Source organism: Aquabacterium sp. (assembly GCF_029946005.1).
GTDB lineage: Bacteria > Pseudomonadota > Gammaproteobacteria > Burkholderiales > Burkholderiaceae_C > Aquabacterium.
This window is the reverse complement of sequence record NZ_JAQSDR010000002.1, coordinates 342151-361779: the sequence shown is the minus strand read 5'-3', so window position 1 is coordinate 361779 and position 19629 is coordinate 342151. Positions and strand designations below refer to the sequence as shown.

General features: G+C 64.2%; 17 protein-coding genes. 11 read left to right on the top strand and 6 right to left on the bottom strand.

Going from position 1 to position 19629, the window contains the following annotated elements; genetic code table 11:
- Positions 1 to 2 precede the first annotated feature (2 nt).
- From gspK to PSV38_RS01895, 9 genes are all read left to right on the top strand, one after another.
- Positions 3 to 1067: a type II secretion system minor pseudopilin GspK gene (gene gspK, locus PSV38_RS01935; protein ID WP_300544220.1), complete on the top strand. Its 1065-nt coding sequence runs from the start codon at positions 3 to 5 to the stop codon at positions 1065 to 1067.
- A gap of 106 nt (positions 1068 to 1173) precedes the next feature.
- Positions 1174 to 2439 (top strand): type II secretion system protein GspL, encoded by a 1266-nt coding sequence (gspL, locus tag PSV38_RS01930; RefSeq protein WP_300544218.1) that lies wholly within the window; start codon positions 1174 to 1176, stop codon positions 2437 to 2439.
- Positions 2440 to 2463: 24 nt separating this feature from the next.
- Complete coding sequence (gene gspM / locus PSV38_RS01925; protein WP_300544216.1) at positions 2464 to 2988, top strand: type II secretion system protein GspM; 525 nt, start codon at positions 2464 to 2466, stop codon at positions 2986 to 2988.
- Between the two features lie 17 nt (positions 2989 to 3005).
- Positions 3006 to 3926 (top strand): type II secretion system protein N, encoded by a 921-nt coding sequence (gene gspN, locus PSV38_RS01920; protein ID WP_300544214.1) that lies wholly within the window; start codon positions 3006 to 3008, stop codon positions 3924 to 3926.
- A gap of 3 nt (positions 3927 to 3929) precedes the next feature.
- Positions 3930 to 6173 carry a type II secretion system secretin GspD gene (gene gspD, locus PSV38_RS01915; protein WP_300544211.1) on the top strand — a complete coding sequence of 748 codons (2244 nt, stop codon included), beginning with the start codon at positions 3930 to 3932 and terminating at the stop codon, positions 6171 to 6173.
- 3 nt (positions 6174 to 6176) lie between these two features.
- Positions 6177 to 7601 carry a type II secretion system ATPase GspE gene (gspE, locus tag PSV38_RS01910; protein ID WP_300544208.1) on the top strand — a complete coding sequence of 475 codons (1425 nt, stop codon included), beginning with the start codon at positions 6177 to 6179 and terminating at the stop codon, positions 7599 to 7601.
- A 13-nt stretch (positions 7602 to 7614) separates the two neighbouring features.
- Positions 7615 to 8832 carry a type II secretion system inner membrane protein GspF gene (gspF, locus tag PSV38_RS01905; protein WP_300544206.1) on the top strand — a complete coding sequence of 406 codons (1218 nt, stop codon included), beginning with the start codon at positions 7615 to 7617 and terminating at the stop codon, positions 8830 to 8832.
- Positions 8833 to 8929: 97 nt separating this feature from the next.
- Positions 8930 to 9937 carry an AAA family ATPase gene (locus PSV38_RS01900; protein WP_300544204.1) on the top strand — a complete coding sequence of 336 codons (1008 nt, stop codon included), beginning with the start codon at positions 8930 to 8932 and terminating at the stop codon, positions 9935 to 9937.
- A gap of 71 nt (positions 9938 to 10008) precedes the next feature.
- Positions 10009 to 10941, top strand: coding sequence for a 5'-nucleotidase (locus PSV38_RS01895; protein WP_300544202.1), 933 nt, complete (start codon positions 10009 to 10011; stop codon positions 10939 to 10941).
- Between the two features lie 24 nt (positions 10942 to 10965).
- Here the strand turns inward: PSV38_RS01895 and PSV38_RS01890 are convergent, their stop codons facing one another.
- The 4 genes from PSV38_RS01890 to PSV38_RS01875 are packed head-to-tail and all read right to left on the bottom strand — an operon-like array spanning position 10966 to position 14269.
- The gene (locus tag PSV38_RS01890; RefSeq protein WP_300544200.1) at positions 10966 to 11571 is read right to left on the bottom strand and encodes an MOSC domain-containing protein; all 606 of its coding nucleotides are present in this window, start codon (positions 11569 to 11571) and stop codon (positions 10966 to 10968) included.
- A gap of 52 nt (positions 11572 to 11623) precedes the next feature.
- A complete protein-coding gene (locus tag PSV38_RS01885; RefSeq protein ID WP_300544197.1) occupies positions 11624 to 12781 on the bottom strand; it encodes an ATP-binding cassette domain-containing protein in 1158 nt (385 codons plus the stop codon).
- Entirely contained in the window at positions 12778 to 13485 is a 708-nt protein-coding gene (locus PSV38_RS01880) for an ABC transporter permease subunit (protein ID WP_300544195.1), read from the bottom strand. The genes PSV38_RS01885 and PSV38_RS01880 overlap by 4 nt, the downstream gene beginning before the upstream one ends.
- A 4-nt stretch (positions 13486 to 13489) precedes the next feature.
- Positions 13490 to 14269: a substrate-binding domain-containing protein gene (locus PSV38_RS01875; protein ID WP_300544193.1), complete on the bottom strand. Its 780-nt coding sequence runs from the start codon at positions 14267 to 14269 to the stop codon at positions 13490 to 13492.
- Between the two features lie 300 nt (positions 14270 to 14569).
- Between PSV38_RS01875 and PSV38_RS01870 the strand changes: the two genes are divergently transcribed.
- Together PSV38_RS01870 and PSV38_RS01865 are read left to right on the top strand one after the other, a co-directional pair.
- Positions 14570 to 16438 carry a phosphoenolpyruvate carboxykinase (GTP) gene (locus tag PSV38_RS01870; RefSeq protein ID WP_300544191.1) on the top strand — a complete coding sequence of 623 codons (1869 nt, stop codon included), beginning with the start codon at positions 14570 to 14572 and terminating at the stop codon, positions 16436 to 16438.
- 225 nt (positions 16439 to 16663) lie between these two features.
- The gene (locus tag PSV38_RS01865) at positions 16664 to 17143 is read left to right on the top strand and encodes an FxDxF family PEP-CTERM protein (protein ID WP_300544189.1); all 480 of its coding nucleotides are present in this window, start codon (positions 16664 to 16666) and stop codon (positions 17141 to 17143) included.
- A 95-nt stretch (positions 17144 to 17238) separates the two neighbouring features.
- On the opposite strand, the gene PSV38_RS01860 is transcribed toward PSV38_RS01865, so the two are convergent.
- Positions 17239 to 18501, bottom strand: a complete 1263-nt coding sequence (locus PSV38_RS01860) for a pectin acetylesterase-family hydrolase (RefSeq protein ID WP_300544187.1) — start codon at positions 18499 to 18501, stop codon at positions 17239 to 17241.
- A 186-nt stretch (positions 18502 to 18687) separates the two neighbouring features.
- Positions 18688 to 19599, bottom strand: a complete 912-nt coding sequence (locus PSV38_RS01855; protein WP_300544184.1) for a LysR family transcriptional regulator — start codon at positions 19597 to 19599, stop codon at positions 18688 to 18690.
- Positions 19600 to 19629: the final 30 nt, after the last annotated feature.

Below are 19629 nucleotides of genomic sequence, written 5' to 3'. Positions count from 1 at the left end.
ACATGAGGCGCTCACAACCTTCCAACCCGCCGGCGCGGCAACGCGGCGCGGCCTTGTTGATGGCCATGGTCATCGTGACCGTGGTGGCCACCATTGCATCGTCGATGGTGTGGCAGCAGTGGCGGGCCGTTCAGGTGGAGTCGGCGGAACGCGGTCGCCAGCAATCGGAGTGGCTGCTGGTGGGGGCCCTTGACTTTGCGCGACTGGTGTTGAAAGACGATGGGGGACGCATGACGACGGCGGGGCAGCCCGAACCGACCCACCTGGCGCAGCAGTGGGCGCAGGACCTGAAGGAAATGCGCCTGTCCACCTTCCTGGCCGTGGACAAGGACAACACCGACGACGCGCCAGATGCGTTCCTGTCGGGCAAGGTGCTGGACATCAACGCGCGCTACAACCTGCGCAATCTGCTCGAAATCAGCACCAGCCCCGGGCTGGTCGGCATCGATCAAGCGCAGTTGAGCGTGTTGCGGGCCTTGTTCACCAACATCAACCTGCCGCCTGATTTGGCAACCCAGATTGCCGAAGCCCTGAAAAAGGCCACCTTGGCGGCCATGGACACGACGCAGTCCTTTGCCGCCTTGGGGGGGCCCTCTGGCAGGGCTGCCGCGCCGCTGATGCCCCAGCGGCTGGATCAATTGACTTGGCTGCTGCCCAAGTTGGGCGCGGACACGGTGGAGCGCATGCGCCCCTATGTGGCCTTGTTGCCATATCCCAACGTGCCGCAGGGCGGTATCACACACATCAATGTCAACACCGCGCCCAAGGAAGTCATCGCGGCGGTGTGGGGCATTGACACGGCCACGGCCGAGCGCATTGTGCGGGCTCGGCAAAGCCACTATTTTGAAGATGATGAGGGTGCCAAAAAGCAAGTGCCCGCCACCGTACCTTTTCCTGCGGATGCGATCAAAGTAACCTCGGAGTATTTCGAGGTGACCAGCATCCTGCGGCTTGAAAACCAGATCATGAAAAACCGGCACCTGGTCAAGCGTTCGGGCCAAGGAAGGCAGATTGACGTGATTGTGATGAATCAGGAGCGCTTTTCAGGCGTTGATCCTGGCAACTGACAAGACAGTATCTATCCTTAAACGTGCCTTATTTCGCGCCTCCTACAATGCCAAGGCATCTACCCTTGATGTGTGCTTCCCTTTTCGACCCCTTTGACTGCTGGGCATGAGCATCCTCATCCTTCAACTACCTGCGCGTTCGCGCCTGAATGCCGACTTGGCCGTGGCGGAGCCGACCTCGTCGGCGGCCCAGGCGACCAAGGAGTACGCGTACGTGCTCAGCGCCGATGGGCAGACCGTGACCCGGCAGGGGCGTTGTGCCTTGTCCATGGTGCCGCGCGCCGACACGGTGGTTGCGGTGCTGGCGCCGACCGACATCAGCTGGCACCGCCTGACCGTGCCCAAGGCCCCCGCCGCGCGCCTGCGCGCCGCCCTGGCCAGCATGCTCGAAGACGCCATGCTGACCGACCCGGAAGACATGCACCTGGCCCTGGCCCCTGCGGCCAAAGCCGGTCAGCCCGCCTGGATCGCGGCCTGTGACCTGACCTGGTTGACCGGCCAGTTGATGCTGCTTGAAAAAGCCAAGCTGCGCGTGGACCGCGTGGCCCCGGCGGTGTGGCCCGATGAGCCCGCCACCGGTTATTTCCATGAAGTTCACGAAGCCGGCAGTGGCGCGGCCCCCGACCGGGGCCTGGAAATCGTCCTGACCTGGTCCACCCTGGAGGGCGTGGCCAGTTGGCCCTTGACGGGCGGCTTGTCACGCGCCCTGGTGCCCGAAGCCTTGCCGCCGCAAACGCGCTTTTTTGCCACGCCACAGGTGGCCTCCCCGGCCGAGCGCTGGCTGGGCCAGGCCGTGACGGTGCAAACCCAGTCCGAGCATTTGCTGCAGGCCAACCGTTCGCTGTGGAACCTGTTGCAATTTGACCTCACCCCCAACAGCAAAGGCTTCAACGCGGTATCAGACCGTTGGCGCCAGTTCCTGAGCCCGCAATGGCGCCCAGTTCGAGCGGGTGTGGCGGCCCTCGTGGTGGCTCAAGTCCTCGGTTTGAACCTGTGGACCTGGCAGCAGGAACGTCAGCTCAAGCTCAAAAAGGCTGAGATGACCACGATTCTGAAGCAGGCCCATCCCCAGGTTCAGGTGATCCTGGACCCGGCGGTGCAGATGCAGCGCGAGACCGAAGCCTTGCGCGCGGTCGCGGGTCAGCCCGGAGACAACGACCTGGAAGGGTTGATGTCCCTGGTGGCCAGCGCCTGGCCCAACGAGATGCCTTCCTCCAACCTGCAATACGACGGCACGAGCCTGACCCTGGCGCCGCCACCGGCCTGGGGCCCTTCGGACATCGACCAGTTCCGCAGCAAGCTGTCAGCCACCGGCGCCCAGGTGGAGGTGGCCGAAGGGCGCCTGACCGTGCGCCGCGGCCCCCGCAGCTGAGCCGATCGCCATTGACACTGACCTATGAGCACTGAATCAGAAGCCACCTCCTTCAACGTCCTGCGTCAGCAGTGGCTGGCGCGCTGGACCGCGATGGCCCCGCGTGAGCGCCAGATGGCGCAGGTGGCCGTGGCCGTGGTGCTGTTGGCCGTGCTGGTGTTGGTCTTCATCCGCCCTGCCTTGAAAAGCATGCAGCAAACGCCCGCTCAATTGCGCGAGATGAGCACCCAGGTGGGCCGCATGCGCGCCATGGCCGACGAGGCCCAGGTTCTGCGCCAGCAGCCACCGGTGCCGCCCGTCCAGGCTGAAGCCGCCTTGAAGGCGGCGACGGAACGGCTGGGCCCCGCCGCGAGGATGAGCATCCAGGGTGACCGGGCCACGGTCGAGTTCACCAAAGTGCTGGGTGCATCGTTGGCCGATTGGCTGGCCGAGGTTCGCGTGGCCGCTCGTGCTCGTCCATTGGAAGCCAATCTGGCGCAGTCGGAGCCTGGGCACTATTCGGGCACCGTGGTGCTGGGCCTGGCCCCTGGGCAGGCAGCGCCGCGCTGAGCAGGAACACACCGGGCATGTCGATCCTCTCCAACCTGAAATCCCCCGCCGACTGGTGGTCTGGCGGCATGGCCGCGACCACCCGCTGGATGGAGTCCACGCTGGAGGTGGCGCGCTGGGAGAACATGCGCAAGGCCGGGCGCCGCTGGGGTTGGTGGGGCGCCGTCTTGGGCGCCTTGCTGGGCTTCATTTTGTACGCCCCGGCCAGTTGGCTGGCCCAAGGGGTGGTGGTCATGAGCGACGGCCGCTTGTTGTTGGCCGAATCTCAGGGTACCGTGTGGAATGGTGATGCCGTGGTGGTGCTGACCGGCGGGCCTGGCAGCCGTGACGCACGGGCTTTGCCAGGGCGTTTGAACTGGAAGCTGCGTCCGCGCTGGACCGGTTTGAGCCTGACCTTGCAGCAAGACTGTTGCGTGCCCACGCCAGTGGTGATCCAGGTGCAACCCGGTTTTGGGCGCGCGAGGGTGGCGGTGTTCACCCAGTCCAGTCCTGAGGCGCCTTTGTCGCCCACGGGGCCGATCGGTCATTGGCCAGCGGCCTGGTTGACCGGTTTGGGAACGCCGTGGAACACCTTGCAACTGGGCGGGGTGGTTAGCTTGAACAGCAACGCACTGGTGGTGGAATGGGTTCAGGGCCGCATCCGTTTCGAGGGTCAGGCGCAGTTCGATTTCACGGACGTGTCTTCCAGTGTCACCACCCTGGACCGGCTGGGATCCTACCGGGTTGATTTGCTGGGCGATCCGCAAGGCCGTGTGAATTTGTCGCTCATGACCTTGGATGGGGCTTTGCAGCTGTCTGGTCAGGGGCAAGTGGGTTTGAATGGTTTGCGCTTCCGGGGTGAAGCGCGGGCCAACGAAAGCGAGCGCGGCGCGCTCGACAGTTTTTTGAACATCATCGGTCGTCGCATGGGCGACCGTTCCGTAATTTCGATCGGATAAGTCATGACGACCCATCCTCTGTTGTCTCGTCCCCGCGCGGTTGCGCTGGCCACGGCTTTGGCCTTCACCTTCGGTCCGGCTTGCCTGATGCCTTCCGCCATGGCGGGAGCAGCCCACGCGGCCCCGGTCAAAAAGGGCGGGCCCACCGTCACGCTCAACTTCGTCAATGCCGAGATTGAAGGCGTGGCGCGGGCCATGGCGGCCATCGTGGACCAGCAGATCTTGGTCGATCCGCGCGTCAAGGGCACCATCACTCTTTACAGCGAGCAACCGCTCACGCCGCGTGAGGCTTACCTGAACTTCCTGGCAGCCTTGCGCGGTCAGGGCTTTGCGATGGTGGAAGTGGCCGGCCTGCTCAAGGTGGTGCCAGAAGCCGACGCCAAGCTGCAAACCGGCACGGTGGAAGTGGGCAGCACGGTCAAGCGCTCAGGCGACCAGATCCTGACGCAGATCTTTCGCCTGCAGTATGAAAACGTCAACAGCCTGGTGACGGTGCTGCGGCCGCTGATCAGTCCCAACAACACGATCAATGCCAACCCGGGCACCAACACCCTGGTGATCACGGACTACGCGGACAACCTCAAGCGCATTGGCCAGATGATCGCAGCGATGGACGTGCCGTCTTCGACGGACATGGAGGCCATGCCCTTGCAGTACGCGATCGCGGCTGACCTGGCGCCCATGGTCCAGCGCATGGCCGATGGCGGTGGCGGCACCGCCATCCCGGGCGTGGGCGGCGGTCAATCCACCCTGATCATGGCCGACCCGCGCACCAACACCTTGATGGTCCGTGCACCCAACCCCGCGCGGCTGGCCTTGGTCCGCAACCTGATCCAGCGCCTTGACCGACCCGGCACGGCCGGGCTGGGCGGCAGTGGCATCCACGTCATCTACCTGAAGAACGCCGATGCCGTGAAGCTGGCGCAGGTGCTGCGGGCTTCCTTTCCGGGCGCTGGCGGTTCGTCGGGCGGTGGTTCTTCTTCAGCCAGCAGTGGCAGTTCGGCCAGTGCTTCGCCCATTCCGGCAGCGACCAACAACCAAAGCAGCTCCAGCGGAGCGGCCTCCACCCAGTCCACCACGCCGGTGGGCGGTTCGGCCCAGCCCTCCACGGGGGGATTCATCCAGGCTGATCCCAGCACCAACTCGCTCATCATCACGGCAACGGATGCGTTGTACAAGCAGCTGCGCGCGGTCATCGATCAGTTGGATGGGCGCCGTGCTCAGATTTACATCGAGTCGATGATCGTCAAGGTCGATGCGGAGAAAGCGGCGCAGCTGGGTGTCCAGTGGGCGAGTGCCGGGAACTCGGGGTCGGGTGGCCGCAATTTGGTGGTGGGTGGCGTCAATGCGGCGCAAACCAGCCTGGCCAGCATCATTGAGAGCAAGACACTGCCCACGGGCTTGAGCCTTGGCATTGGCCACAAGCTGGTGGATGGCACGTTCAGCATGGCGGCCCTGGCCACCTTCCTGGAAACCCAAGGCGGCGCCAATGTGCTGTCCACGCCAAACATGGTGGCGCTTGACAATGAAGAGGCCAAGATTGTGATCGGCTCGAACGTGCCGTTCGTGACAGGCTCTTACTCCAACACAGGATCGAGCAGCAGCACGGGCACCGTCAATCCCTTTCAGACCATTGACCGCAAGGACGTGGGCTTGACCCTGCGCGTTCGGCCTCAGGTCGGCGAAGGGGGCACCGTGCGCATGACGGTGTTCCAGGAGAACTCCAACGTCACGTCCACGAACTCCGTCACCGGGCCCACGACCGAGAAAAGCTCCATTGAAACCACGGTGGTGGTAGACGATGGCCAGGTGCTGGTGCTGGGCGGCCTGATCAAGGATGACTACACCGATAACGTGAGCAAGGTGCCCCTGCTGGGCGACATTCCCTACTTGGGCAATCTGTTCAAGGGCCAGTCACGCTCCCGTAAAAAAACCAACCTGATGGTGTTCTTGCGGCCCATCGTCATGCGTACCCAAGAGTCGAGCAATGCCATCACCCTGGACCGCTACGACTACATGCGCAACCTTCAAGAGGGCAGCAGGCCTGAGGCCAGCACAATCATGCGCGTGAATGAGGTGCCGGTGCTCGACCCGCTCAAGCTGTCCAACAACCTGAGCATGCCTTCGGTGAGGCAGCCACTGGACGACCCCAATGCCGCCGTGCCCACGGTGGTGATGCCGGCCGACTCCGGCTTTGCGCCCAAGCTGACACCGGTCAAGCCTGCCGCCAGCAGCGTGGGGAACTGAGCCATGGCCGTTCGCCATCCTTTGCCCTACGCTTTCGCCAAGGCCCACAGCCTGCTGCTGGAAAGCGATGGCGACCGTGCGACCTTGTGGGCCAGCGAGCAGGTGTCGCGCTCGGCCTTGTCCGAGGTGATGCGCCTGTTCGTGATCGACACGCTGGAGCGTGAGCCCGCCGAGTCGTTGGGCCAGCGCATTGCCGCGGCTTACGCGGGTGGCGAGGGCAGTGCTGCCGCCGTGGTGGGCGAGGTGGAAAACGCCGTCGACCTGTCGCGCATGATGCAGGACTTGCCTGCGGTCGAGGACTTGCTGGAAGCCTCGAACGACGCGCCCATCATCCGCATGCTCAACGCGCTGTTGACGCAAGCGGCCAAGGACGGTGCCTCTGACATCCACATCGAACCCTACGAGCGTTCATCGGCCGTGCGCTTCCGCGTGGACGGCACGCTGCGCGAAGTGGTGCAGCCCAACAAGGCCCTGCACGCCGCGCTGATCTCGCGCTTGAAGATCATGGCCGAGCTGGACATCTCTGAGAAGCGCATGCCGCAAGACGGCCGCATCTCGCTGCGCATCGGTGGTCGCGCGGTCGACGTGCGGGTTTCGACGCTGCCTTCGGCCCATGGCGAGCGCGCCGTGCTGCGTCTGCTGGACAAGGGCGATGCCAACAAGTTCACGCTGGAGTCGCTGGGCATGAGCGGCGAGTCGTTGGACCGCTTCAAACGCCTGCTGCGCCAGCCGCACGGCATCGTGCTGGTCACGGGCCCCACCGGCTCCGGTAAAACGACCACGCTGTACGCGGGCTTGAGCACGCTGGACGCCACCACCACCAATGTGTTGACGGTGGAAGACCCGGTTGAATACGAGCTGCATGGCATTGGGCAGACGCAGGTCAATGCCCGGATCGATCTGACCTTTGCGAAGGCCCTGCGCGCCATCTTGCGGCAAGACCCGGACGTCATCATGATCGGTGAAATCCGCGACTTCGAAACCGCTCAGATCGCCGTTCAGGCTTCGCTGACGGGTCACTTGGTGCTGGCCACCTTGCACACCAATGACGCGGCCAGTGCCGTCACGCGTTTGACCGACATGGGCATCGAGCCCTTCCTGCTCAGTTCCAGCTTGTTGGGCGTGATGGCGCAGCGCCTGGTGCGCAAGCTGTGCGTGCACTGCAAGCGCGAAGACGAATACCACCGCTGGCACCCCGTGGGTTGCGCCGCTTGCGGCATGACCGGCTACAAGGGCCGAACCGGTGTGTATGAACTGCTGGTGGCTGACGACAACATCCGCGCCTTGATCCACGCCCAGTCTTCCGAAGCCCAGTTGTTCGAGGCCGCGGCCAAGAACGGCATGAAGGTCATGCGCGAAGACGGCGACCGCCTGGTGGCCGAAGGCGTCACCTCGCTGGAAGAAGTGTTGCGCGTCACGCGCGAATAAAGCTCAAGACACCATGCCCGCCTTTCGTTTTGAAGCCCTGGAGACCAGTGGCAAAACCGTCACCGGTCTGGTCGACTCCGACAATCCCAAGACCGCGCGGGCGCAGTTGCGCTCGCAGCAATTGGTGCCGCTGAAGATCGAGCCGGTGCAGGTCACCGAAGCGCAAGGCCAGTCGCAAAGCATGTTCACGCGGCGGGCTTTCAATTCGACCTCGCTGGCGATCTGGACGCGCCAGCTGTCGGGCCTGGTGTCGGCGGGCTTGCCGCTGGAGCGGGCGCTCACGGCCTTGGCCGACGAGGCCGAAGACCCCCAGCAACGCGAGCTGGTGGCGCATTTGCGTTCCGAGGTCAACGCGGGATCACCGTTCGCACGGGCCTTGTCCGGCTCGCCCAAGGAGTTTGACGAGGTCTACCGTGGTGTGGTGGCGGCGGGCGAGCAAAGTGGCCAGTTGGGCACCGTGCTTGAGAAACTCGCCGATGACCTGGAAGAGCAGGGCGCCCTCAAATCCAAGTTGATCGGTGCCACGCTGTACCCGGCGGTGGTGTCGGTGTTCGCCATCGTGGTGGTGGTGGCCTTGCTGGTCTTCGTGGTGCCCCAGGTGGCCCAGGTGTTCAGCAGCAGCAAGCGGGCTTTGCCCATCCTCACCCGCATCATGCTGGGCCTGAGCGCCTTCATGCGCGAATGGGGCTGGCTGATGATCTTGCTGATGATCGGCGGCTTCACATCCCTGGTGTTCGCCTTGCGCGGCGAGGCATTCCGCCGAAAGTTCGACAGCTTCACCTTGGGTGTGCCGGTGATCGGGCGATTGATCCGGGGCTACAACGCCGCCCGTTTTGCCGGCACCCTGGCCATGCTGGCCGGATCCGGTGTGCCCATTTTGAAAGCCTTGCAGGCGGCAGCCGAAACCTTGTCCAATCGCGCCATGCGGGCCGATGCCATGGAGGCCCTGGTGCAGGTGCGCGAGGGTGCGCCGCTGGCCTCGGCCCTGGCCGCCAAGAAGCGATTCCCTGGCTTGCTGTCGATGTTCGCCCGCCTGGGCGAGCAGACCGGGCAACTGCCGGTGATGCTGCAACGCGCGGCCAAACAACTCAGCACCGAGGTCCAGCGTAAAGCGCTGGCCATTGCCACGGTGCTGGAGCCCTTGCTGATTGTTTTCATGGGCCTGATGGTGATGCTCATCGTCATGTCCGTGATGATGCCGATCATGCAGATGAACACCTGGGTGAAGTAAGCACGATATAGGCGGAGTGAATCCCCTTGATCCGGGGCTCGCGACCGGGTGCGTTTGTTGCATGATGTCTCAGCGTCTTCGTTGTCGGAGGTTGAGCATGAACACTGGTTGTGAACTGGTCACGGTGCAAAAAGAGGGCGCTCGCCCGCGCATCCCCATCGCGCACATGCGGCATGTCTATCGGCTTGAAGAGGTCGAGAAAAAACTCGGCAAGCTGCCGCCCCGCGAACACGAATCCTTGCGCGCCACCTACGAGCGCATGCTGGAGATGGGCCCCGACCGCTTCCAGGTCAAGCCCTCCGGGCTGCCGGCCATGGATTACCTCTACGACGATCTGCCCAATTTCCATGAAGCGCTGGATGATCTGCGGCGCCAGTTGGCCCTGTGCGCCGACAGCCGCGATGCGCTGGAGATCACGCCCATGCTGTTGCTGGGCCCACCGGGGGTGGGCAAGACCCACTTTGCGCGTGAGGTGTCGCAGTTGCTGGGCACCGGCATGGGCTTCGTGTCCATGAGTTCGCTGACCGCCGGTTGGGTGCTGTCGGGTTCGTCCAGCCAGTGGAAGGGCGCGCGGCCTGGCAAGGTGTTTGAAACGCTGGTGGAAGGCCAATACGCCAACCCGGTCATGGTGATCGACGAGATCGACAAGACAGGCGGCGAACACGCCTACGACCCGCTGGGCTCGCTGTACAGCCTGCTGGAGCACGACACCGCGGGCAACTTCACCGACGAGTTCGCCGAGGTGCCCATCGATGCCAGCCAGGTGATCTGGGTGGCGACGGCCAACGAGGCGCGCGGCATCCCCGATCCCATCCTGAACCGCATGAACGTGTTCGAGATCGAGATGCCCAGCGAAGAGGCCGGGCGCAAGATCGCCTCCAAGCTGTACCGCAGCATCCGCGCCGACCACGATTGGGGCCAGCGCTTTGATCCCGACCTGAATGAGTCAGTGCTGGCCAGCCTGAGCCACCTGGCGCCGCGCGACATGCGCCGTGCCTTGATGACCGCGTTTGGCAATGCCAAGCTGGATGGGCGTCACAGCCTGGAGGCGCGTGACCTGCCCGATGCCCAGGGCCGCCGCACGCCGATGGGGTTCACGCAATGATGGTGCACTGACAGCACGCGCCTCGGCGATACTGGCCCCTTCAATTCGATTGATTGCAAGGGTGCATCCAGATGGCCGTCAGTTTGTCAGGGCAGTTGGTGGTGGCGATTTCATCGCGGGCGCTGTTCGACTTCGAGCAAGAGAACCTGCTGTTCGACCAGGCTGCGGGTGACCGCGCCTACATGAAGCACCAGCTCAAGCGCCTGGACGAACCCGCCAAGCCGGGCGTGGCGTTTTCGCTGGTGCGCAAGCTGTTGGCCTTTAACTCGCCCGAGCAACCCCGCGTTGAAGTGGTCATCTTGTCGCGCAACGACCCGGTGTCTGGCATGCGCGTGTTCCGCTCGGCGCGCCACTATGGCTTGCCGATTCAGCGGGGGGTGTTCACACGGGGCGAATCGCCTTACCGGTATTTGCGGCCTTTGCGGGCGCACCTGTTCCTGTCGGCCAACGAAGCCGATGTGCGCTCGGCCCTGCTCGAAGGCGTGCCCGCTGCGCGCGTGCTGCCCCATTCAGCCCATGCCGGCGAAGCCCACCCGCGCGAAGTGCGCATTGCCTTTGACGGTGACGCGGTGCTGTTCTCGGACGAGGCCGAGCAAGTCTTCCAAAGCTCGGGGCTGGATGCCTTTCAACTGCACGAACAGGAGCGCGCTGCCAAGCCTTTGCCGGCCGGGCCCTTCAAGCCACTTTTGCAGGCCTTGCATGATCTGCAGCAACGCGGTCAGGCTTTGGGAGAAGAGGGCGGCATGCGCATCCGCACCGCCCTGGTCACCGCGCGCAGCGCCCCGGCGCACGAACGCGCCATCCGCACGCTGATGGACTGGGACATCGAAGTGGACGAGGCCATGTTTTTGGGCGGCCTGCCCAAAGGCGAGTTCCTGCGCGAGTTTGAGCCTGATTTCTTCTTCGATGACCAGACCGGTCATGTCGATGGCGCGGCGCACCATGTGCCCGCAGGGCACGTGATGAGTGGCGTGTCCAACGCCATCATCGAAACGCTGGGCTGATCAGGTGGGCTGTCAGGCGGGCGATCAGGATTTGCGCCGCATGTCGGACTTGAACAGCTCGGCGATGCTGACCTGGCGCTGGCCGGGGATCAGTTCGTAGCTTTCACCCGCCGCGATGGTGCCGGGCACCCGCACCGCCAGGTAGAAGCCGCAGTAGCCCGATTGCGCCATCATCTTGACCGCCTGCTTGAAGCCCATCACGGCCGCGAACTTGAAGCAGGGATGGCGCGGCTCGCTGATGGCCAACGTGCAGTCCGGGAACTTCAATACATCGCCAATGTAGGCATCGCTCTCCAGCAAACCGGTGATGGTCAGGTTCTCGCCCAGCATGCCGTGCGGCAGGGCCTCGTCCCAGGCCTGCGATTGGGCTTGCGAGCGCACGGTTTGCCAGAAGGGGTAGTGCTCGTGGGGGTAGGCGTAGACCGCCTTGGACAGGCCGCCGTGCACGGTGGGATCGGCCTGTTCGTCCAAATGCAGGCCCATGGGCTTGACCTCGATGCGCGCGGGCGAGGCCAGTGAACTGACCGCTCGCTTGCCGATGGCCGTGAGCACAGGCTTGTGGTCGATCACGAGGGTTTGGGCCAGTGCCGTGTTGACGGACAACACGCGGCGATCAACAACAGCAGACATGGGCACTCCTGAATGGCGGCAAGGTGATGGAAGCCGCTCAAGCATATCAACTTCAACGCCAGGAAGAGACCGCCAAGGACATGGCCTTGAAGCTGGCCACGCAAGGCTGACCAGGCGCCAGGTCCATCTCCTGGATGGCGCGCCGGGTGAGCAGGGCCCAGATCTGCACGCCGGGCTGGATGGAGAAATCACCGGTTTCTCGCACGTGATCTAGCTCGACGCCCACGGCGCCATAAGAGCCGTTCTCGCCCGCCAGCATGATCTGCGTGATGCGGCCGCGCAGCTGGTTGCTGGCGCTGCTGCCCTCCAGCAGATCGCGGTGCAGGCTGATGTCGCGGGCGCGGATTTTCAAGCGCACCTTGCGGCCGACCGCGTGCAGCACGGCGGGGGCGGTCACGCGTTGACCAGCCACGTCGATCTCGCTGAGCAGCCATTGGATGTCGTGGCGCTTGACCTCGCCCTCGATCACGCTGCCCGCGTTCACGCCCTCCAGGAAGGTGGACAAGGACACGTCCGACAGGATCTGGGGGACGGGGCCGCCACTGGTCATGCGCCCCTCGTGCAGCACGATCACGTCATCCGCCATGCGGATCACCTCGTTCATGCGCGGGCTGATCAGCACCACCGGCAATTTGGACCGCGTGGGAACCTGGGCCAGCAAGTCGAGCAGGGGGGGCTGATCGTGCTCGGCCACGCCGCTCAAGGGGTCGTCCAGCAAGATGGCCCTGGGGGCGGACAGCAAGGCGCGGCCCAGGGCCACTTTGAAGCGCTGCGACGGTGTGAGGCGCGCAGGCCGGGCTTTGAACAGCGAGCGCAGGTCCAGCCATTGGGTCACGGCGTCGAAGTTGGGGCCGTTCACGGGTTTGGGCGCGCGTGCCAGGCCATATTCCAGGTTGCCCTGCACACTCAAGTGCGGAAACAGGTGCGCGTGGCCGTCCAGCCAAGCCAGTCGGCGTTGTTGGGGGGGCAGGTTCACGCCCGCCGTCGAGTCATAGATGGCTTGGTTGCCCAGGGCAACGCGCCCACCCAACGAAGGGTGAAGCCCGGCCGTGGCTTTGAGCAGGGCCGACTTGCCCGCACCCGAGCGCCCCACGATGGCGCACACGCGCCCCGGCAGTACGCGGAACTGGGCCTGGATGTCCAACCCGGGTTGCTGCAGTCGCAACTCCACGCTCAAGGCCAATGGCAGGACTTTGGGCAGTTTGTTCATTTGGCGGCCGCCCACCGGCCCTGCCAATGGCGGCGTCCGGCTTCGCTCAGCAAGACCGCCACGAACGCGACGCCGACCGATACCAGTGCCAGGCGAGTCGCGGCCCCCAGGTTGTCGGGCGAGCGCAGGGCCTGCACCAGGGCAAGGGGCACGCTGTGCTCGGGGTGCCCGACGCGGGGGCTGGGCTGCAAGGCCGAGGCGAGCACCAAGGTGGCGCCCGTCTCGCCCCAGGCCGCTGCCAAGCCCAGCGCCATGGCCGACAGCACGGCGGGCGCAGCCAGCGGCAAGGTGATGCTCCACCAGGCGCCCCACGGGGAGGCGCCCAGCGTCTGGGCCAAGGGCGCCATCATCGGGTCGACGGCTTCGAAAGCGGGGCGCAGCACGCGCACCATCAGCGGCAGGGTGACCAGGCTGGCGGCCAGCACCGCGCCGCTGGGAAAGAAGCTCAGCGTCCAGCCCGTCAGGTTGCCAATCCAGTGGCCGAGCTGGCCGTCATCGCTCAGGCCCGCGAGCAAGGCGAAGCCCACCACGGCAGGCGGCAGGGCCATGGGCAGCAGCACCACCGTGTTCAACAGCCAGTGGCCGTGCCAACGTGCTTTGGCCATCACCGAGGCCAGCACCACCGCTGGCGGGGTGCTGATCAGCAGCGTGAGCAATGCAATTTGCCCGCTCAGCCAGATGGCGTCGAGTTCCCAGGTGCTCATGGCCTCAGCCCGGCGCTTTTTGCCACGCCGAACCTGGCGCCGTGACGGCCTGTCTCCCCAGGGGGCCTTGCAACCACTTCACCAGAAGCTTGCCCGCGGGGTGGGGTGTCTTGAACGAGCGGGCCACCTGACAGTTCAGCCACAGGCGGGGATCCTGATCGACCAAGACTTTGCGGGCAAGGCGCTCAGCGCGGGCCATTTTTTGCCAATCGGCCATGGTCAACCATTGATAGGGTGGCAACGAAGCGCCTGCCGACGCACTGCTGGCGGTCCGGGCGGGCAAATGCTGGGCGCCCAGGGTGCTGGTCAATGTGTCGCTCAGGCCCGCCAGTGCCGAATCCTTGGGCGCTGGTAGCCAACGGCACGCGCCTGCGGCCTGGCCGGCCAATATCTGATGCAAGGCTCGGACCACGTCGCGCTCACCGCGCACGCCCGCGGGGTCGGCCGATGGCCCCACCAGCAAGACCTGGGTGCGGGCCAGCGTGTGGCGGTCGTGGATCAGGCCTTGTTGCTCCAGGCGGTCGGCCAGGGGGTGGCTCAGGAACAAGCCGATGGGCAGCTCGCCCGACTCAAGCTGCCGCAAGATGGTGCCCGAGGGTTCGCGCACCCAAGTGGCCGCCAGTCCCAGGTCGCGGCCCATCCCCGCTTTCCAGCGCCCGGCCAGGCCCGTGTCCTGCAACAGGCCATCAACTCCCAGGCGCACGGGGTCCGTGCTTTGTGCCCATGCCCACCCAGGCAGGCTCAGCCAGCCAGTGGTCCATCCGATCCAGTCCCGTCGATTCATCGTTCCACCTTATCAAGGGCACGGGCCATTGTCGCGTAGTGGAATCCAGGGCTTGCCGACAAGTTGGCGCGGTGTTTGCTGTGTGACAGAGTTGGCACCCTGGCGGAAACCCCTCGGAAAGGGGGGGAACTCAAACCGGAAGGGGTGAACTAAACTACGAGGTTTCGCTGTTTGGCATTTTGCCCGGCGATGCCGTTGCCGTTCTCCGCCGGGAATGTCAACCGGCAGGGTGTCGAGAGCGCAGCCCCAAGCTGTTGCCGCGCTGTCGAGACCCTGTTTTTTACTTTTGGAGCCATTGTCATGAACCAAACCGTCTCGCAGGGGGTGCCTTTGAACGCCCCCGCTTACGTCAAGAATGCCAAGCTGATCGCCTGGGTGGCCGACATCGCCGCCCTGACGCAAGCCAAGGACGTCTATTGGTGCGATGGCACTGAAGAAGAATACAACCGCTTCTGCGGCCAACTGGTGGCGGCTGGCAGCTTCAAGAAGCTGAACCCCGAACTGCGCCCCAACAGCTACCTGGCCGTGACCGACCCGTCGGACGTGGCCCGCGTGGAAGACCGCACCTTCATCTGCTCAGACCGCAAGGAAGACGCCGGTCCCACCAACAACTGGTGTGAGCCCGCTGAAATGCGCGCCAAGCTGCAAACCGGCGAAGGTGCCCTGTTCAAGGGCTGCATGAAGGGCCGCACGATGTACGTGGTGCCTTTCAGCATGGGCCCCTTGGGTTCGCCCATTGCCCACATCGGCGTCGAGCTGTCCGACAGTGCCTACGTGGCCGTCAACATGAAGCTCATGACCCGCATGGGCAAGGGTGTGATCGACGTGCTGGGTGCCGATGGCGAGTTCGTGCCTTGCGTGCACACCGTGGGCGCCCCGCTTGAAGCGGGCCAAAAGGACAGCGTCTGGCCTTGCAACCCTACCGTCAAGTATATCGTTCACTACCCTTCCACCCGCGAAATCTGGTCCTACGGCTCCGGCTACGGTGGCAACGCGTTGCTGGGCAAGAAGTGCTTTGCGCTGCGCATCGCCTCCACCATGGGCCGCGACCAAGGCTGGCTGGCCGAGCACATGCTGCTCTTGGGCGTGACCGATCCACAAGGCAAGAAGTCGCACATCGCGGCGGCCTTCCCCAGCGCCTGCGGCAAGACCAATTTCTCGATGCTGATCCCGCCCGAGGGCTACAACGGCTGGAAGGTCACCACCATCGGTGACGACATTGCCTGGATCAAGCCCGGAGCCGATGGCCGCCTTTACGCGATCAACCCCGAAGCCGGGTATTTTGGCGTGGCTCCAGGCACCAACGACCTCACCAACCACAACTGCATGCAGTCGGTGTTGCGCGACACCATCTTCACCAACGTCGCCCTGACTGACGATGGCGACATCTGGTGGGAAGGCATGACCGACACGCCCCCGGCCCACCTGGTCGACTGGCAAGGCAAGGACTGGACGCCCCAGATCGCCAAGGAAACCGGCGCCAAGGCCGCCCACCCCAACGCCCGCTTCACCGTGGCCGCGACCAACAACCCTGCGCTCGACCCTGAGTGGGACAACCCCGCCGGCGTGGCCATTGATGCCTTCATCTTCGGCGGCCGCCGTTCCACCACGGTGCCGCTGGTGACCGAAGCCCGCGACTGGACCGAAGGCGTCTACATGGCCGCGACCATGGGTTCCGAAACCACCGCCGCCGCCTTTGGCGCGCAAGGCGTGGTTCGCCGCGATCCCTTCGCCATGCTGCCTTTCATGGGCTACAACATGAGCGACTACTTCCAGCACTGGCTGGACGTGGGTGCCAAGCTGCAAAAGGCCGGTCACCAGACGCCTCCGGTGTACTGCGTGAACTGGTTCCGCAAGGGCGCCGACGGCAAGTTCGTGTGGCCCGGCTACGGCGAGAACATGCGCGTCCTGGAATGGATCCTGGGACGCATCGCGGGCACCGCCAAGGGCGTGGACAACGCTTTCGGCCTGAGCCCGACCTACGAAGAAATCAACTGGAACGGCCTGAACTTCACCAAGGAGCAGTTCCAATCGGTGATCGGCATCGACACCGCAGCGTGGACGCAAGAACTGAAGTTGCACGACGAGTTGTTCCAGCAACTGTCGTATCACCTGCCGACCGAGATGCCCGCCACCAAAGCCAAGATCGAGCAGCGTTTGGCGGCTTGATGTTGTTCACATGATGGGAAAAGGTCCTTCGGGGCCTTTTTTGCGTTTCCGTGTCATGAAATATGAATCGTTTACCTCATTTGTAACCTCGGCAACTTAGGGTTGTTACCTTTACCCCCTGAAACAGGGGGTATGCCCTGGCGGCGCCTGGACATATAAAAGGGCGGTCGCGGTCCTGAAGCTTTTTGGGTCAGCGATCCGTTGGATAACTATTGGAGGTTACTTATGAAATTGAAAATGTTGGTAGCTGCTGCTTCCCTCGTGGTGGCAGGTTCGGCAATGGCTGGTGCGCCAGCTTTGCCAGGTGGCGATCTGGGTGCTCTGACGCCCACGCCTGCCTTGTTCTTGGGCACTGGTGCATTCGCCACCGGCGGCACGATCGCTGATTCGTACACCTTCTCGGTGGGCGGTAACAGCGATTTGATCGGTTCGATTGGTGGCTACGGCGCCACCTTCAGTTCCGTGCTGATCGATGGTGTGTCCACCTCGTTGACGTCGACCACGACGGGCTACGGGTTCAGCTTCACCGGTTTGACGGCTGGTTCGCACACCCTGAAGGTGGAAGGCGCTTTCCCAAGCATCTACACCTACGTCGGCAGTGTGTATTCCACGCCTTCAGCCGTGCCTGAGCCAGAGTCCCTGGCGCTGATCTTCGCAGGTCTGGGTGTGGTTGGCCTGGTGGCTCGTCGCCGTCAAGCCGTCTGATTTTCATATCAGACTGATGTGAAAAAAGCGGACTGGCAACAGTCCGCTTTTTTCATGGTCTGCCAAGCGCCCCGAGGGGCGCTTTTTCACTGGCGTCAAGGGATCAAAGGCGCCAGCCAGTCGGCGAACATGTCGCTCAGCAAGACGCGCTGCGTGGTCGGCTTGGTTTCATAGGCGCGCATGACCGGGCCCTTGCCGTCCAGCAAGTTGTCCACGAACACGCCCACCGAGTTCAGCTTCTTTTCAACGATGCTGGTGCCGCCGAAGGTGACGATGGTGGTGCAGTGCGAACCATTGATGTCACGCTTGTTGGGGACGTAGTAGCCCACGTTGGTGGGGGTCATTTGGGCAATCCAAGGTTCGATTTCCTGGCGCCACTTCACGTTCAGCAGTTTCAGGCGTTCGGCGTCGGTGGCAGCGTTGGCGATCTCGGGGTAGAACTTCTGGTACGAGAAGGCCGAGAAGTTGGTGTCCTCCTGGAACATCGTGTAGCCAATGCGGTCATTGGGGAAGATCTTGCCCAGGCCAGCGGTGATGGAGCCCATGTTGTTCAAGTCGCCTGCACCCGGGTACTTGGTGATCAGCTGGGTGACCAGGCCGTCAGGACCATCCAGGCCCCAGACTTCGCGGATCTTGTTGTGCAGCAGCACGGACGGTGCTTGCTCGGGGGTGGCAGTGCGGGGCACGTTGAACAGCGGGCCGGAGTCGGCGGCCAGGGCCATCTTCTTGGGCTTGAGCGTGGTGCGGAAGGCCGCGTAGTTGGCCGTGGAGCCCACGCCACCGGCCGAGAAACCGGTCAGCAGCAGGTGGTCGGGCTGGGGCAGGTTCTTGGCCATCCAGTTCGCCACCGCCTGCGCGTTGATGGCGCCACGGTGGAAGTAGGTCATGGGGTTGGCCGGGTCGGTGTTGTTGTACACATTGACCTTGTTGCCGGTGTGCACGTCGCCAGTGCAATAGGTCAGGTAGACGATGTTCCAGCTTTGGGTCTGCACGGCTTGCAGGGGGTGGACGCGGGCAGTGAAGGGGGTCACCAGGCCAAGGTGGGCCTGGCGGTTCCAGTCACTCATGTAGTTCTCGGGGATGCCATCGGGGTTGACGGCGTTGAGCAGCGAGCCGCCCTTGCACGCGGCTTGGTCCCAGCACGCACCGCCACCTTCGAACATGACGACAGCCTTGCTGTTGAAAGGCGTGCGGTTGACGAAGAAGCGATAGGGCGTGCCGTTGCCGCAAGTGGCGCCACTGGAGGCGGGCAACTCAACCATTTCCCACTTGAAGTAGGCGGCGTGGGCGGCCAGGCTGGTCAGCAGGGTGACGCCAACGGCCTTTGCCGTGGCCACCATCAGTGATTTCAAATTCATGTCAACGCTCCGTGGATGAAAGGTGTCTTCCAATGAAACGTAGTTTGAAACACGGTGTTTTTTCCGGGCCCTGGGCATTCCCCGTGGGTGGGTTGGCACCCCCTGAAATCAGGGGGCGCCAACTGTCAGTCGCTTGACGGTTTGCGCGTTTAACGACACGGGTTGACCCTTGAGCACTTCATTCCGTCAGGCCAGCCATTCGATGCCGGGCAGCTTGGCACACTGCTGGCGCATGATCAGGGCCATGTCCTGCATGTAGGGCTGCGTGGCCAGGGCCTTGGGGCAGATGGCGTGCAGCTCGCTCCACAGGCCCTTGGGGCCGATGGGCACGGCCTTGACGTAGTCATGCTCCAGGTAGCTTTGCAGGCCCCAACTGGGCAGGGCGGCGATGCCGCGGCGGCTGGCCACCAGTTGCACGATGGCCACGGTGAGTTCGGCGGTGCGGCGCGCGGGCTCCACCCCGGCGGGCTTGAGGACCTCGCGGATCAGGTCGATGCGCTGCTCGGGCACGGGGTAGGTGATGAGGGTTTCGCCCTCGAAGTCTTGCGCCGTGAGGTGGCGCTTGTGGCGCAGCTTGTGTTCGTTGGCCACCACGGCCAGGATTTCGAAGCGGAACAGCGGTTCGACTGACCAGGGGCGCTGAGCCTTGGGCCTGGAGCCGATGACCAGGTCGGCGCGGCCTTCTTTCAGCAGGGCCAGCGGGTCGGCGTGGAAGCCGGCCACCAGGTCGACCTCGACTTCGGGCCAGCGCTGGCGGAACTCGTGCATCACGGGCATCAGCCAGTCGAAGCAGGTGTGGCACTCGAGCACGATGCGCAGCTCGCCGCCAGCGCCGCCTTTGAGGCGCTGCAGGTCGCGCTCGGCGGCGCCGATGTCGGCCAACACGGTGCGAGCCAGTGCCAGCAGGCGGTCGCCCGCCGGGGTGAAGCGCAGGCCTTGGCGGGTGCGCTCGAACAGGGCCTGGCCATGGTGTTCTTCCAAAGCGCGGATTTGGTGGGACAAGGCGGATTGGCTGAGGTGCACGCGCTCGGCGGCGGTGGCCAGCTTGCCGGTGTCGGCGATGGCGACCAGGGACTTGAGGTGGCGGACTTCGATCATCGTGGCCGGTGTGGTCTGGTGCGGGCTTGC

Bases quoted from the DNA above. Each gene is read 5' to 3' on its own strand.
- gspK (WP_300544220.1), top strand. From the start codon at position 3: ATGAGGCGCTCACAACCTTCCAACCCGCCGGCGCGGCAACGCGGCGCG.
- gspL (WP_300544218.1), top strand. From the start codon at position 1,174: ATGAGCATCCTCATCCTTCAACTACCTGCGCGTTCGCGCCTGAATGCC.
- gspM (WP_300544216.1), top strand. From the start codon at position 2,464: ATGAGCACTGAATCAGAAGCCACCTCCTTCAACGTCCTGCGTCAGCAG.
- gspN (WP_300544214.1), top strand. From the start codon at position 3,006: ATGTCGATCCTCTCCAACCTGAAATCCCCCGCCGACTGGTGGTCTGGC.
- gspD (WP_300544211.1), top strand. From the start codon at position 3,930: ATGACGACCCATCCTCTGTTGTCTCGTCCCCGCGCGGTTGCGCTGGCC.
- gspE (WP_300544208.1), top strand. From the start codon at position 6,177: ATGGCCGTTCGCCATCCTTTGCCCTACGCTTTCGCCAAGGCCCACAGC.
- gspF (WP_300544206.1), top strand. From the start codon at position 7,615: ATGCCCGCCTTTCGTTTTGAAGCCCTGGAGACCAGTGGCAAAACCGTC.
- PSV38_RS01900 (WP_300544204.1), top strand. From the start codon at position 8,930: ATGAACACTGGTTGTGAACTGGTCACGGTGCAAAAAGAGGGCGCTCGC.
- PSV38_RS01895 (WP_300544202.1), top strand. From the start codon at position 10,009: ATGGCCGTCAGTTTGTCAGGGCAGTTGGTGGTGGCGATTTCATCGCGG.
- PSV38_RS01890 (WP_300544200.1), bottom strand. From the start codon at position 11,571: ATGTCTGCTGTTGTTGATCGCCGCGTGTTGTCCGTCAACACGGCACTG.
- PSV38_RS01885 (WP_300544197.1), bottom strand. From the start codon at position 12,781: ATGAACAAACTGCCCAAAGTCCTGCCATTGGCCTTGAGCGTGGAGTTG.
- PSV38_RS01880 (WP_300544195.1), bottom strand. From the start codon at position 13,485: ATGAGCACCTGGGAACTCGACGCCATCTGGCTGAGCGGGCAAATTGCA.
- PSV38_RS01875 (WP_300544193.1), bottom strand. From the start codon at position 14,269: ATGAATCGACGGGACTGGATCGGATGGACCACTGGCTGGCTGAGCCTG.
- PSV38_RS01870 (WP_300544191.1), top strand. From the start codon at position 14,570: ATGAACCAAACCGTCTCGCAGGGGGTGCCTTTGAACGCCCCCGCTTAC.
- PSV38_RS01865 (WP_300544189.1), top strand. From the start codon at position 16,664: ATGAAATTGAAAATGTTGGTAGCTGCTGCTTCCCTCGTGGTGGCAGGT.
- PSV38_RS01860 (WP_300544187.1), bottom strand. From the start codon at position 18,501: ATGAATTTGAAATCACTGATGGTGGCCACGGCAAAGGCCGTTGGCGTC.
- PSV38_RS01855 (WP_300544184.1), bottom strand. From the start codon at position 19,599: ATGATCGAAGTCCGCCACCTCAAGTCCCTGGTCGCCATCGCCGACACC.